Origin of the sequence: Terribacillus saccharophilus, from assembly GCF_046592895.1 — a bacterium.
Lineage (GTDB): Bacteria > Bacillota > Bacilli > Bacillales > Amphibacillaceae > Terribacillus > Terribacillus saccharophilus_D.
This window is the reverse complement of record NZ_JAWVPU010000004.1, coordinates 135,690-148,981: the sequence shown is the minus strand read 5'-3', so window position 1 is coordinate 148,981 and position 13,292 is coordinate 135,690. Positions and strand designations below refer to the sequence as shown.

Genomic DNA, 13,292 nt, shown 5'->3' with positions numbered 1-13,292 from the left:
ATCGGAAAACGTTGAAAAGGATGAAGCAGATGATCGTCATTAAAGAAGAGGTCTTGAACGATGTACCAGTGCTCCGCGTAGAGCAAGAAGGTAACGAAGATCAAGCACTTCCTGTATTTACATATTTCCATGGATTCACGAGTGCCAGGGAGCATAATTTACCAATAGCATATATGCTGGCAGCCAAAGGCTATCGGGTTATTTTGCCAGAAGCGCTTCATCATGGCATCCGGGAAGATAACATCAGCAGCGGTAAACGACAAATGGAATTTTTCGCAATCGTGAAAGAGAACCTGCACGATTTACAGCGAATTCATCAATATGCTTCTGATAAAGGGTGGATCCAAGAAGGTCGTTTTGCTGTCGGCGGTACGAGTATGGGCGGTATTGCGGTCTGTGCAGCATTGACACAGTTCGATTGGATCAAGGCTGGTATGGTGATGATGGGCTCGCCGAAGATTGCAGCATTCGCCCGCGGCATGGTTGAAGCGGTCAAGAAGTCAGGTGTCGACATGCAAATATCCGAGGAAGAATTGGAGAACTTGTTTACATCACTTGAAAAAATCGATCTTTCCCTGCATCCCGAAGCCATTGGTGACCGACCGATGTTCTTCTGGCATGGTGATCAGGATCCCGTTGTCCCGTACACCCATTCCCGCAGCTTTTATGAAACACTGGAGTACGAAGCCCAAGATCAAGGTCAGTTCACTTATATCACGGAAGCAGGATCTGGTCACAAAGTATCGAGAAAAGCGATGCTTGCTGGAACGGATTGGCTGGAGAAGGTACTGTAGCAGTATATTTCTATTTTGGCGAAAATATGTTTAAATAGATGCAGACAGGCAGTTTATTTAACTGGCATAAAGGAGGAACAAAAATGGATCAAGCATTGGAAGAGAATATGCTCGGTGCACTGGAAAATGTAATCGATCCCGAGCTTGGGATCGATATCGTCAATCTTGGCCTTGTGTACGGTGTGGACATAGATGAAGATGGTACTGGAATCGTCACAATGACATTGACGGCGATGGGCTGCCCGCTGGCAGGCCATATCGAACAGGATGTCAAACGGGTCCTTATGGATATTCCGGAAGTGAAGGAAACGAAAGTCAATATTGTATGGAGTCCGCCATGGTCCAAGGACCGTATGTCCCGCTATGCGAAAATAGCGCTTGGGATTCCGGATTGATGAGAAGTCCTCTTGCAATGCAAGAGGGCTTTTTTTGCACGCTCGGCATTTCCCCGGCATAGGCTGAAGGTGTAAAGGGGGAAGGTTCATCGTGACAAATTCGTATGAACAAACATATCCGCAAACGCATCAAATGATGGATATGTGCAAACAGCATCAGCATCAATATGTTCGTGTTCAGCTGATGGATGGTTACCAGCTGGAGGGCATCATTTTAGACTCGGATGATGAGTTCGTCCAACTCGCAATCCCGGCAGACGAACAATATGATTATGTAGAAGGCGATGACGACGATGATTATCGCAATCCATATGGATACCCAGGCTATGGCTACGGGTACGGATATGGATATCCAGGCGGCCGTTTCCGCCGGCTTGTCTTGCCGCTTGTCGGATTGGCAGCACTAAGCTTGATTCCGTGGTAAAAGAAAAAACCTTGCCGGCTGGCAAGGTTTTATTCATGCTTTTCTCCTTTAGGCAGAACAGCTGCTACAGCCCAGACACCTAGACTGAAGACAATGGTCATCACATAAACTAGTGACATATCGTATTCTTCACCGCTCATGCTTCTTAAAACGAATGCTACGACCGCACTAAGGACGAATGCCCAAATAATGGTTACAATAAACCGCATTAGTATCACCTCTATCATTCACACATATACTTCTATAATAGCAGGTTCCGGTCAAAAAGAAAATGTTTCTTGTGCAAATACTCACATGAATGGGAGAGGTGGGTTTCATGCAGTTCCTCGTCAATCAATGCTACACTTGGGAAGGTTATCATCTCGTTCAGGCGCTATTGGAAGATGGACATGAAGTCACAGGGTTACATGAAGAAGATTTGTCGGAAAAAGAAATGCATTTAAGTATGTATCTCGCTCGCCATGCCATGTTCAGCGAAGGGCTGCAAGGAAAGCAATATGATGCAGCAATCGGTTTTTTCGGTTCAGCTGCAAAGAGAGCTGAATCAAATCGTCATGTGGATATCAGTTATGAAGCAGCTGAAGAGTCAATGCGCGGGAATCAAATTTTGCTTCCTATATTATATGGTGAATGGATGCCCAGGAATGAGGAGGCTGTAATATGGAATGACCGGCTTATTCCGTTCCAAGACGATTATTTCCTGCAGCATGCACTTCCGATAACATCGGTGATGCAAACGATCAGTAAACTGTTAGCCGCAGGGAGAGAAATGGAAGGATACCGAATCTATGCAGAAGAAGTATGTCCGGAGCAGGAGGATCGATCGATAATCGCCATAAAACGAAATATATCCGATGATTTAAAAGTACTGCACAAGCACTATGGCCAATACAGCCGCTTTTATTAGTGAACCTGCTCCGTACTCATTCATTTTTTCTTCGACATGAATTTCTTGGCATGGTTTCGCAGATGTTTTACATATGGAGAGAGCTGCTCATAGGTTTGCATGATGGTGCCAGCTGTCTCCATTAAATTGAAATCTTTCTTCGCATCTTCTTTTTTTGGCTCTTCTTCAACTTGTTTCGTTTTTCTTCTTTTACCAAAAAGAAATTCATCCATCCGGGAATCGTCTCTCATTTTTTCATCTCCTCCATACCATACAATATGTACCATCATGGTATCTTGTCTATGTGTTTATCCTATAATTTTGCAGTGCAGATATTTTGTTTATACTAAACAGCTTACAGAACAAGAAAAATACGTTACAATATATTTCAGATTAAGCACTTTATCATGGTCATTATAATAAGCAGACCAGTCAGAACAGCTTCAGCATGATCTTTTTGCTGAAGAAGGAGGAAACAATCGTATGGAAAAGAAAAGAGTCGTTGTCACGGGTATAGGTGCGGTGACACCAGTTGGAAATGACGCCGCTACAACGTGGCAGAATCTCTTGGAAGGTAAATCGGGTGTCGATGTATTGACCCGTGTGAATAAAGATGATTACCCTGCGAAAGTGGCAGCGGAAGTGAAGGACTTCAATCCAGAAGACTATATGGAAAAGAAAGAGTCCAAGCGTATGGATCTTTTCACGCAATATGCGGTAGCAGCAAGTAAGATGGCTGTCGAAGACGCAAAGCTTGAAATAACGGAAGATAACGCTAATCGCATCGGTGTATGGATCGGTTCCGGTATTGGCGGAATGGGAACATACGAAGAACAATTCGAGAAGCTGATGACAAAAGGACCCCGCCGAGTAAGTCCATTCTTTGTACCAATGATGATTCCGGATATGGCTTCTGGCCAAGTATCCATCCAGCTTGGTGCAAAAGGGATCAACTCATGCTCTGTCACGGCATGTGCATCCGGTGCGAACTCGATTGGGGATGCTTTCAAAGTGATCGAGCGTGGTGATGCGGATGCAATGATCACTGGCGGATCGGAAGCACCTCTGACAAAAATGGCTTTTGCAGGGTTCTCGGCTGCCAAAGCGCTTTCCTTTAATGATGATCCGAAGACAGCAAGCCGCCCATTCGATGCTAACCGAGATGGTTTCGTCATGGGAGAAGGAGCGGGAATCTTGATTTTGGAATCACTTGATTCCGCTTTGGAACGCGGTGCAACGATTTATGCTGAAATCGTCGGTTACGGTGCATCTGGTGATGCGTATCATATCACTGCACCAGCTCCAGAAGGCGAGGGTGCTGTACGCGCGATGCGTCAGGCGATGGACGATGCCGGACTGCAGGCTGAGGATATCGACTATGTCAATGCACATGGGACAAGCACGGAGCTTAACGATAAATTCGAAACAGCAGCTTTAAAACAGCTACTGGGTGATCATGCTTATCAGACGGCGATCTCTTCGACGAAATCCATGACAGGACATATGCTTGGTGCTGCTGGAGCAGTGGAAGCGATAATCTGTGTCAAAACAATCCAAGAAGGCATGATTCCGCCGACAATCAATCAGATGGAAAAAGATCCGCTTTGTGATTTGGATTATGTACCGAACGTGAAGCGAGAGAAGCAAGTCCGTGCCGCTTTGAGCAATTCACTCGGCTTCGGCGGCCATAATGCAGCGCTTGTATTCAAACGATATCAGTGATGTTTTACAGACCTCCCATTTTAGCGGGAGGTCTTTTTTATTTTCATCAATCATATAATACAAGAATAATTCCTTGCTGGTTGGTCATAATGTATCCTACTACAAGCCACACGGAACACGCTCCTACACCCAAGAACCAAAGCTGCATGCAAGTGTGTTCCGATGTCGGAATAGCAGAATCGAAAAGCAAAGTGAGGGTTATCTATGTTATTTATGCATGATATTTGGGTGAATTGGTTTGAAGGTGAAGAAAATGGCTACAACGTATGTTCGTTTCACGAATGGCGAAAAGAAGATGGCATCGAACTGCTCGATCAAGTACCATTACTCTACATAGAAGATGCGCTTTTCGCATACATTGAAAACGACTTGCAAGAGCTTCCGAAGGCAATGCTGGACAAGATATACCGAAAAGCTTTCTTGCGAAAGAACCAAGAGCGGATCAGCATCGATTATGCATGCATCGTAACGAACGGAAAAGCAATCCTTGCGATTGATACGATGGGGTATATCACCCCTGTCAGGAAAAGCAGACTCATTCCGCGTCAGGAAAGACTTGTTTATCAAATGATTGAAGATATTGAGCCTGAAGCATTCGACTGGAGGGCAGAAGGAGAGGAAAAGGCGTATCATATCCTATCTCTGAAGCCGGATTTGATGGTCGGTTTGACAAGGAAGGAAAGGCAGCTGAAACAGCTCTTGATGATGGCGATGGACCAGCTTGAAACAAGTGAGAATCTGGATCAAGTCAGATACTGGCTGACAGAATGGACACCGGAAGAGTATCACGTGAACCGTTCCTTGGAATTCCAGGATGCGTGGCAGAAGCTGTATGATGGTGTCTCTGTTGGCTGGAGCAAGAAACAAGAGGAACTATGCGAAAAAATGGTAAAGGGACAGCCATTTTATGAAAAACTTTGGGAACTTGAGCAGAATGATCAAGCAAAAACATCATAAAAATATCCCCGGCTATCATCCTGCCGGGGATATTTTTTATTTGCCGCGACCTAATCCCATCGCTTTTTTGGCTTTGCGCAACGTTTTATTTGCTACTGCTTGTGCGCGTTCTGCGCCCTTATCAAGCACTTCATCCAATGCATCGCTTTCCATCCATTCATAATAACGCTGCTGGATAGGGGAGAGCATGTTCACCACTGCTTCCGCAACTGCTTGTTTGAAATCGCCATAACCACTGCCTGCAAAATCCTGTTCGCTTTCTTCGATTGTTTTATTAGTCGCAACCGAATAGATTGTAAGCAAGTTGCTGACGCCTGGTTTGTTTTCTTTATCAAATCGTACGACACCCTCGGAGTCAGTGACCGCACTCTTGATTTTCTTCTCGATTTGCTTTGGTTCATCCAAGATGAAGATGGAGGCTTTCAAATTCGCATCGGATTTACTCATCTTTTTCGTTGGTTCCTGCAAGGACATGATCCGTGCACCAACTTTTGTGATTTGGATATCCGGTACTGTGAAGATATTATTGAAACGATTGTTAAAGCGTTCCGCTACATTGCGCGTCAGCTCCAGATGCTGTTTTTGATCGTCACCGACAGGTACGATATCTGTATTGTATAGTAGAATGTCGGCAGCCATTAGTGGGGGATACGTCAGCAGAGCAGCTGAAACACCATCTTTACCATCCGATTTATCCTTGTACTGTGTCATTCTTTCCAATTCACCGATATAACTGATCGATTGAATCATCCAGCCCAGCTGCGTATGTGCAGGTACTTCGGATTGAATGAAAAGGACGGATTTCTCCGGATCGATACCTGCAGCCAGATAAAGTGCTGCCAGCGAGCGTATTTGCTGCTTCAGCTTCAGTCTGTCCTGCGGAACCGTGATCGCATGCTCATCCACGATGCAAAAGTAACATTGATTGTCATCCTGCAAAGCAGGGAACTGGCTGAGTGCTCCAATATAATTGCCAAGCGTCAAGCTGCCGCTCGGCTGGATGCCTGAAAAAATAGTTTTCATCTTAATCTTCCTCCTAAAAAAGACACAAAAAAATCCATTCGCTTTCCTGCAAATTCTGCAGGGACGAATAGACCGCGGTGCCACCCTATTTATCCTTCCTTACGAAGGATCACTTGATGCAGTTAACGCCTGCTAAAACGGCGGGAGTTTACCCCGCAGCTCCAAAAACCCAATTTCCGCTACCCATGGTACTTGTTCACACCAGCCACAAGCTCTCTTTAACCAGAGGAGTAACGTACTACATTTTCTTCGTCGCTTTTTATTCTGTTAGTTATTTATTATATGCATGTTGCGACCGGTTTGCAAGTTGGGTCAGATAAGATAAAAAATCGCCAGAAGTATAAGCATCAGCCCGATAAGTACAGCAGCCTGGCATAACATATAATGCAGGAATGATTTGTTGACCCATGCAGAAGGATCTCCATTCTCTTCAAAATCAAGCGTTCCCTTGCTCATCATCTTACTGAATCTACGAAAACTTCTGGTTATGCCATCAAGCACCCTTCCTTTAATGACGAACAATAGAAGGCCGATGATAAAGTAAAAGAAAGCTACATAAAAGATGGAATTTATCAGGGAAAGAAGATTTTGCTGATCTGAAAGGAAGAACAGTACAGCTATGATCGCTAAGTTGATTAATAGTAGAATCAAGTTCCGTTTACCAAACAAAATATATTACCGCCTTCTAAAGATTATGAATAATTATAGCACAGAAAATGGTGAACATTTATTCCTAAAAGATTGAGTTAATCTAAAAAGCCATTATACTCGCAATTGTGTAAAAAGCATAAAATTAATTAATAAATCAGTAAAATAAACTAGTTAAATAGTCCTGTTTTTTGTTATGAAAATGCAATGTTTTCGCACTTTTGTAAAATTGCTATAAATTTAGGGGTGCACAAATTGTGAGAAAACTTGTATAATTCTAATTGCGAACAAGTTGTTCGTTGAAAAGTGATAAAATTTAGAATTTTTGGGGAGGTCATGTTTTACATGAGAAAGACGAACTGGTTATTACTTGCACTTGTTTTAGTACTTAGTTCCTTCCTTGCTGCATGTTCCGGGGGCTCTAGCGGCTCAGGCGGAGATGGTGGCAGCGGAGATAGTGCGGAAGGATCCGCGAATGGTGATCAGGTATTCAATTTGGAGGAAGCTTCGGACATTCCTTCCATGGACCCGCAGATTTCAACGGATACAGTTGGTAGTCAGTGGATTACAGAAACATACGAAGGGCTTTATCGTATGAAAGATGGGGAAATCGCTGAAGGTATCGCTACAGGCGATCCTGAGGTCAGTGAAGACGCTTTAACTTGGACTTTCAATCTTCGTGAAGATGCCAAATGGAGCAATGGCGAACCTGTTACAGCTCATGATTTTGTTTATGCATGGCAAAGAGCCGTTAACCCAGACACTAAATCAGAATACGGTCCATACTTGATGGGCGGCATCATTAAAAATGCTGATGCCATTGCCAAAGGTGAAAGCGACGTATCTGAACTTGGCGTAAAAGCTGACGGAGACTACAAGCTTGTAGTGGAACTTGAAAAACCTGTTCCTTACTTCCAATCACTTACAACTAATTCCACATTCTTCCCTGTATACCAAGACTTCGTGGAAGAACAAGGTGACCAGTTCGCACTTGAAGCAGATAATATGATCTCAAATGGTCCTTTCAAAATGACAGAATGGAACCACGGAAGCAGCTTCAAATTTGTAAAAAATGAAGACTACTGGGATGCTGAAACAGTTCAATTAGAAGAAATCAATGTACAAATCGTCAAAGATGCAGCAACAGCTGTTAACTTGTATGATACCGGAAAGCTTGATCGTACTCCGATATCTGCTGAATTCGTTAATGAAAGAATCAATGACATTGGCTTCCAGCAGTATCTTGAAGCGGGTCCTTGGTATTTGAAATTGAACCAAGAGCGCAATGGTGAAAAAACACCTTTAGCTAATATCAACGTCCGTAAAGCTATTGCACAAGCGATTGACAAAAAAGGTCTAGTCGATGTAGTACTTAATAACGGTTCAACAGAAATCAACGGTTTGATTCCAAAAGATTTCTACACAAGTGAAGATGGTGAAGATTTCCGTGAAGCAAGCGGAGATTACCTGTCTTACAACGTAGATGAAGCTAAAAAAGCTTGGGAAACAGCGAAAGAAGAATTGGGTACAGATGAAGTGACGGTTGAAATCCTTACTGGTGATACTACTACTTCTACTAATATGGTTGACTATTTCCAAGAACAATTGGAAACCAATCTTGATGGTCTTACAGTTAAGACTTTGAAAGTACCTTTCCAACAAAGATTGGAATTGGATACATCTGAAGACTACGATATTGAAGTCGCAGGCTGGAATCCAGACTATGTAGATCCTTATACCTTCCTAAGTATGTTTGAAACTGAGGGAGAAAATAACCACATGAACTACTCTAGCGAGGCATATGACACTGCAGTTGAGCGATCTGTGAATGAAAATGCACTTGATCCGGAAGCTCGTTGGAATGATGCACTAGAAGCAGAGAAAATATTGTTGGAAGACGCTGCGATTGCACCAATTTATCAGGATGGACGTTCATACTTGATCAGTCCTAAAGTTAAGAATGTTTATAAAAACCAGACTGGTTCACGCTGGGAATATAAATGGGCTTATGCTGATAATGCTGCCGCAGAAAATGCACAATAAGTTTACTGCTACATTTTATATGGGATGATGGTTGAAGGGAGTATAAACGATCACAGTTTATACTCTCTTTCCCATTTCAGGGTATTTTCATAAAAAAAATAAAATTCAATTAATTCAGGAGGGCATTATGGTTAGGTATATTGGACAACGGTTGATATACATGGTTATCACTCTATTTTTAATAGCTACAATCTCTTTCGTCTTAATGAAGTTCCTGCCAGGTACACCGCTATCTGCTGCAGATAAACTTAGTCCGGAACAGAGAGAAATAATCCTGGATAGTTATGGTTTGAACGATCCGATTCCTGTTCAATACGGTAAATATTTACTTGGTCTTGTGCAAGGGGATTTAGGGGTGTCTTTCCAACTTGATAACAGACCTGTAACTACCATCTTGGCTGAAGGTATTCCGGCCTCTGCTCAGCTCGGTATACAAGCCTTGCTGGTAGGTTCCATACTTGGTGTGGCTTTAGGATTATTATCCGCAATTTATCATAATGGTATTACGGATTATGCATCGACAGTTCTTGCCGTATTAGGTACATCGATTCCTTCTTTTATTTTTGCGGGGATTTTACAATATTTCATCGGTGTAAAGCTTGAACTATTACCGGTTGCCACTTGGAATGGTTTCGCCTATACCATTTTACCGACTATTGCGCTGGCGATATTCCCACTGGCCACTTGTGCGCGTTTTGTAAGAACAGAAATGATTGAAGTTTTGAACCAAGACTATATCACGACAGCTAGAGCGAAGGGCTTAGGGGGCACAGCCATCGTCTTCAAACATGGTATCAGAAATGCTTTGATTCCATTGGTTACAGTTCTAGGACCTTTGGCAGTCAGTCTGTTGACAGGTACTTTGGTTATCGAACAGATATTCTCAGTACCAGGAATAGGTCAGCAATTTGTTTCCTCTGTTAATACGAATGATTTCCCTATCATCATGGGTACTACACTATTTTTTGCAGTTGTATTCATCGTGATGATACTGATAATCGATATCTTGTATGGAATTATTGACCCTAGAATCAGAGTATCTGGAGGCAAATAACGCATGGAAAATAAAAAACGATATGACTCGAAACTATTTAAACCTGTAGATCGCTCCAGAGACCAAAGTGATAGTATCGTAAGAGAAAGTCGCACATTGATGCAAGACGCTTTTAGGAGCTTACGAAAGAATGTATTTGTCATGATTGCTGCGATTATCTTATTGTTCATCGTGCTGATGAGTATTTTTGCACCAATTGCTAGTGATTATTCTTCTCGTGAACAAGACTTGAATAGGTCGTTGCTATCACCTAGGGTCCCTGTTCTTGAAGATATTTCTTGGCTTGGACTTGATGGCATGGAGACCAAGCATTTCAATGGTAATAATGTAGAAACTGCAGAACGGAAAGCATATATGCAATATGATATTGATGACAGCAATGAAGAATTCATCAAAATCGATGTTGTAAATGAAGGAAACGGTAATCCCAATTCTGCTGAAATAAAAGCTACTTATGATAAGTATGCAGCCAAAGGTTATGAAGATACTTATTTTTACTTCGGGACAGACAGACTTGGACGTGATCTGTGGACCAGAACATGGGATGGAACAAGGATCTCCATTCTTATCGCAGTCATAGCAGCTGCAATCGATTTAGCGATAGGTGTACTTTATGGCGGTATTGCAGCATATTACGGCGGTAAAGTCGATAATATAATGATGCGTTTCCTTGAGATTGTCATGGGTATTCCTAACTTGGTAGTAGTAATCTTGATGATTTTGATTTTGGACCCAGGTCTATGGGCTATCATCATAGCGCTGACCATTACAGGTTGGACTAGTATGGCCAGGATTGTCCGGGGTGAGGTCTTGAAACTGAAAGGACAAGAATTCGTCTTGGCTTCCAGGACACTCGGTGCTCCCGATAGAAAAATAATACTAAGGCACTTGATTCCGAATGTGATGGGACTTATCATCGTCAACACTATGTTCTCCATCCCATCAGCCATATTTTTCGAATCATTCCTGAGTTTCATCGGTCTAGGTTTACCTTCACCAGCAGCATCACTGGGAACGTTGATAAACGACGGTTTTAAAGCTTTACAGACATCACCATATGTTCTTGTATTCCCAGCGATACTCATTTCTTTGATAATGATCGGATTCAACATTCTTGGTGATGGTATCCGGGATGCATTTGATCCAAGACTAAATAAAAAATGATGGCGGGTGAAAATATGGAGAGACTACTAGAAGTCAATGACTTACATGTTTCTTTTAAAACGTACAGCGGAGAAGTACAAGCGGTAAGAGGCGTGAACTTCCATTTGAATAAAGGCGAGACACTAGCAATCGTGGGTGAATCAGGGTCTGGTAAATCCGTCACTACAAAAGCGTTGATGGGTCTGCTTCCAAAGCCGCATGGCTTCATTAAGCAAGGATCCATTAAATTGGATAATAAAGATATTGGGAACATGAAAGAAAAAGAATTACAGAAAATTCGTGGGAAAGAGATGGCGATGATCTTCCAGGATCCAATGACTTCCCTCAACCCGACAATGAAAGTCGGTACGCAAATTATGGAAGGCCTGCTGAAGCATCAAAATTTAGGCAAAGAAGCAGCGAAGAAAAAAGCGATTGAACTGATGGACTTGGTTAAGATCCCAAATCCGGAAGCTCGTATGAAGCAATACCCGCACCAGTTCTCGGGTGGTATGCGCCAGCGTGTCGTCATCGCTATGGCACTTGCTTGTAATCCGCGTGTATTGATTGCGGATGAGCCGACTACAGCATTGGATGTAACCATCCAAGCCCAAATTTTGGAACTGATGAAAGATATCCAGAAAAAAGTCGATACTTCCATCATCTTCATCACACATGACCTTGGTGTAGTTGCCAACGTAGCGGACCGGGTTGCGGTAATGTATGCCGGTAAGATCGTCGAAATCGGTACAGTGGATGAAGTGTTCTATAATCCGAAGCACCCGTACACATGGGGTCTGCTCGGTTCCATGCCGACACTTGAGAGTGACGAAGAGGAACTGTTCGCGATACCAGGTACACCTCCTGATTTGATTGCACCTCCAAAAGGGGATGCCTTTGCAGCGCGAAATAAATTCGCACTGGAGATTGATTTTGTGGAACAGCCGCCGATGTTCAAGGTGACTGACACGCATTATGCAGCGACTTGGCTGCTGCATGAAGATGCTCCGAAAGTCGAACCGCCGGAATCAGTGAAGAAGCGGATTGAGTCAATGGACCATTCTGAGGAGGCGACACAAAAATGAATCAGGAAAAATTACTTGAAATCAAGAATTTGAAGCAGCATTTCAAACTTGGCAGAAATAACGTCGTCAAAGCGGTGGACGGACTGACGTTTGATATTTATAAAGGAGAGACATTCGGTCTTGTAGGTGAGTCTGGCTGTGGTAAATCCACAACCGGCCGCTCTATCATCCGTTTGTACAACTCCACAGATGGGGAAGTACTTTTCAAAGGTGAGAATGTACAAGGGAAGAAGAATAAAGCAGATTTGAAGAAGTTCAACCGCCAGATGCAAATGATCTTCCAAGATCCTTATTCTTCTTTGAATCCACGTATGACAGTCATGGATATCATTGCAGAAGGTATCGATATTCATGGCTTGGCGAAAAATGGCGAAGAGCGGAAAGCGAAAGTGTATGAACTGCTGGAAACTGTCGGCTTGAACAAAGAACATGCAAGCCGTTATCCGCATGAATTCTCAGGAGGTCAGCGCCAGCGTCTTGGTATCGCACGGGCGCTGGCTGTGGAACCAGAGTTCATCATTGCCGATGAACCAATTTCCGCACTTGATGTATCCATCCAGGCGCAGGTAGTGAACTTGATGAAGCAGCTTCAAAAAGAGAAAGGTCTCACATACTTATTCATCGCCCATGACCTTTCCATGGTGAAATACATCAGTGATCGAATCGGCGTTATGTACTTTGGTAAATTAGTTGAGCTTGCCGATGCGGATGAGTTATATAAAAATCCGATTCATCCGTACACACGCTCCCTGCTTTCTGCGATTCCGCTCCCTGATCCCATTTATGAGCGCAGCCGCAACCGTATCGTATATGATCCGAGTCAGCACGATACAAGTGAAGAGCCGGAATTCCGTGAAATCAGCCCACGCCACTGGGTGCTTTGTACATCAAAAGAATTCGAAGCATATAAAAAAGAACAGCAAGATAAAGTCACTAATTGATGATAAAACCGCAAGTTTCATACTTGCGGTTTTTTTGTGCATTCCCAGGTTTGCTTTAAGGGGATTAAGGTTAATAACCAACAGGGGATATTTAGACAATTTTTTGGTTATTTCGTCTTTAATCGGTTTCATCTTCCAAATATCTACCTTATAATGAAACTAACACCAAATAGGAGA

Annotated in this window: 15 protein-coding genes and 1 other annotated feature; of the genes, 11 read left to right on the top strand and 4 right to left on the bottom strand. The window is 43.0% G+C overall.

The window, feature by feature from the left end; genetic code table 11:
* The first annotated feature begins 29 nt into the window (after nt 1-29).
* The 3 genes from SFC66_RS13560 to SFC66_RS13550 all read left to right on the top strand — a co-directional run bounded on the left by SFC66_RS13560 (nt 30) and on the right by SFC66_RS13550 (nt 1,613).
* Complete coding sequence (locus SFC66_RS13560) at nt 30-794, top strand: prolyl oligopeptidase family serine peptidase (RefSeq protein WP_411219270.1); 765 nt, start codon at nt 30-32, stop codon at nt 792-794.
* Nucleotides 795-877: 83 nt separating this feature from the next.
* Nucleotides 878-1,189, top strand: coding sequence for a metal-sulfur cluster assembly factor (locus tag SFC66_RS13555; protein WP_038559343.1), 312 nt, complete (start codon nt 878-880; stop codon nt 1,187-1,189).
* A 91-nt stretch (nt 1,190-1,280) separates the two neighbouring features.
* Nucleotides 1,281-1,613 (top strand): hypothetical protein, encoded by a 333-nt coding sequence (locus SFC66_RS13550; RefSeq protein ID WP_411219269.1) that lies wholly within the window; start codon nt 1,281-1,283, stop codon nt 1,611-1,613.
* A gap of 29 nt (nt 1,614-1,642) precedes the next feature.
* On the opposite strand, the gene SFC66_RS13545 is transcribed toward SFC66_RS13550, so the two are convergent.
* Nucleotides 1,643-1,822, bottom strand: coding sequence for a DUF2929 family protein (locus SFC66_RS13545; RefSeq protein WP_411219268.1), 180 nt, complete (start codon nt 1,820-1,822; stop codon nt 1,643-1,645).
* A gap of 107 nt (nt 1,823-1,929) precedes the next feature.
* Here SFC66_RS13545 and SFC66_RS13540 point away from each other — a divergent pair, with 107 nt between their 5' ends.
* A complete protein-coding gene (locus tag SFC66_RS13540) occupies nt 1,930-2,520 on the top strand; it encodes a hypothetical protein (RefSeq protein ID WP_411219267.1) in 591 nt (196 codons plus the stop codon).
* A gap of 20 nt (nt 2,521-2,540) precedes the next feature.
* Here SFC66_RS13540 and SFC66_RS13535 read toward each other — a convergent pair whose 3' ends face one another.
* The gene (locus SFC66_RS13535) at nt 2,541-2,750 is read right to left on the bottom strand and encodes a hypothetical protein (protein WP_411219266.1); all 210 of its coding nucleotides are present in this window, start codon (nt 2,748-2,750) and stop codon (nt 2,541-2,543) included.
* Between the two features lie 232 nt (nt 2,751-2,982).
* Between SFC66_RS13535 and fabF the strand changes: the two genes are divergently transcribed.
* Together fabF and SFC66_RS13525 are read left to right on the top strand one after the other, a co-directional pair.
* The gene (gene fabF, locus SFC66_RS13530; RefSeq protein WP_411219265.1) at nt 2,983-4,221 is read left to right on the top strand and encodes a beta-ketoacyl-ACP synthase II; all 1,239 of its coding nucleotides are present in this window, start codon (nt 2,983-2,985) and stop codon (nt 4,219-4,221) included.
* A 204-nt stretch (nt 4,222-4,425) separates the two neighbouring features.
* The gene (locus tag SFC66_RS13525; RefSeq protein ID WP_411219264.1) at nt 4,426-5,178 is read left to right on the top strand and encodes a YjbA family protein; all 753 of its coding nucleotides are present in this window, start codon (nt 4,426-4,428) and stop codon (nt 5,176-5,178) included.
* A 36-nt stretch (nt 5,179-5,214) separates the two neighbouring features.
* Here the strand turns inward: SFC66_RS13525 and trpS are convergent, their stop codons facing one another.
* The gene (trpS, locus tag SFC66_RS13520; protein WP_411219263.1) at nt 5,215-6,201 is read right to left on the bottom strand and encodes a tryptophan--tRNA ligase; all 987 of its coding nucleotides are present in this window, start codon (nt 6,199-6,201) and stop codon (nt 5,215-5,217) included.
* 56 nt (nt 6,202-6,257) lie between these two features.
* Nucleotides 6,258-6,463: a binding site (T-box leader), on the bottom strand.
* A 50-nt stretch (nt 6,464-6,513) separates the two neighbouring features.
* Nucleotides 6,514-6,870, bottom strand: a complete 357-nt coding sequence (locus SFC66_RS13515) for a DUF3899 domain-containing protein (protein WP_411219262.1) — start codon at nt 6,868-6,870, stop codon at nt 6,514-6,516.
* Nucleotides 6,871-7,194: 324 nt separating this feature from the next.
* Between SFC66_RS13515 and SFC66_RS13510 the strand changes: the two genes are divergently transcribed.
* The 5 genes from SFC66_RS13510 (at nt 7,195) to SFC66_RS13490 (ending at nt 13,115) form a co-directional block, all read left to right on the top strand.
* On the top strand, nt 7,195-8,892 hold the full coding sequence (locus SFC66_RS13510) for a peptide ABC transporter substrate-binding protein (RefSeq protein WP_411219261.1): 1,698 nt from the start codon (nt 7,195-7,197) through the stop codon (nt 8,890-8,892).
* Between the two features lie 127 nt (nt 8,893-9,019).
* Nucleotides 9,020-9,946, top strand: coding sequence for an oligopeptide ABC transporter permease (gene opp3b / locus SFC66_RS13505; RefSeq protein ID WP_411219260.1), 927 nt, complete (start codon nt 9,020-9,022; stop codon nt 9,944-9,946).
* A 3-nt stretch (nt 9,947-9,949) separates the two neighbouring features.
* A complete protein-coding gene (opp3C, locus tag SFC66_RS13500; protein WP_411219259.1) occupies nt 9,950-11,110 on the top strand; it encodes an oligopeptide ABC transporter permease in 1,161 nt (386 codons plus the stop codon).
* Nucleotides 11,111-11,124: 14 nt separating this feature from the next.
* Nucleotides 11,125-12,174, top strand: coding sequence for an ABC transporter ATP-binding protein (locus SFC66_RS13495; RefSeq protein WP_411219258.1), 1,050 nt, complete (start codon nt 11,125-11,127; stop codon nt 12,172-12,174).
* Complete coding sequence (locus tag SFC66_RS13490) at nt 12,171-13,115, top strand: ABC transporter ATP-binding protein (RefSeq protein ID WP_411219257.1); 945 nt, start codon at nt 12,171-12,173, stop codon at nt 13,113-13,115. The genes SFC66_RS13495 and SFC66_RS13490 overlap by 4 nt, the downstream gene beginning before the upstream one ends.
* Nucleotides 13,116-13,292: the final 177 nt, after the last annotated feature.

Coding starts and splice junctions, on each gene's coding strand:
- trpS (WP_411219263.1), bottom strand. CDS start 6,201: ATGAAAACTATTTTTTCAGGCATCCAGCCGAGCGGCAGCTTGACGCTT.
- SFC66_RS13525 (WP_411219264.1), top strand. CDS start 4,426: ATGTTATTTATGCATGATATTTGGGTGAATTGGTTTGAAGGTGAAGAA.
- fabF (WP_411219265.1), top strand. CDS start 2,983: ATGGAAAAGAAAAGAGTCGTTGTCACGGGTATAGGTGCGGTGACACCA.
- SFC66_RS13560 (WP_411219270.1), top strand. CDS start 30: ATGATCGTCATTAAAGAAGAGGTCTTGAACGATGTACCAGTGCTCCGC.
- SFC66_RS13545 (WP_411219268.1), bottom strand. CDS start 1,822: ATGCGGTTTATTGTAACCATTATTTGGGCATTCGTCCTTAGTGCGGTC.
- SFC66_RS13490 (WP_411219257.1), top strand. CDS start 12,171: ATGAATCAGGAAAAATTACTTGAAATCAAGAATTTGAAGCAGCATTTC.
- opp3b (WP_411219260.1), top strand. CDS start 9,020: ATGGTTAGGTATATTGGACAACGGTTGATATACATGGTTATCACTCTA.
- SFC66_RS13510 (WP_411219261.1), top strand. CDS start 7,195: ATGAGAAAGACGAACTGGTTATTACTTGCACTTGTTTTAGTACTTAGT.
- SFC66_RS13555 (WP_038559343.1), top strand. CDS start 878: ATGGATCAAGCATTGGAAGAGAATATGCTCGGTGCACTGGAAAATGTA.
- opp3C (WP_411219259.1), top strand. CDS start 9,950: ATGGAAAATAAAAAACGATATGACTCGAAACTATTTAAACCTGTAGAT.
- SFC66_RS13495 (WP_411219258.1), top strand. CDS start 11,125: ATGGAGAGACTACTAGAAGTCAATGACTTACATGTTTCTTTTAAAACG.
- SFC66_RS13540 (WP_411219267.1), top strand. CDS start 1,930: ATGCAGTTCCTCGTCAATCAATGCTACACTTGGGAAGGTTATCATCTC.
- SFC66_RS13535 (WP_411219266.1), bottom strand. CDS start 2,750: ATGAGAGACGATTCCCGGATGGATGAATTTCTTTTTGGTAAAAGAAGA.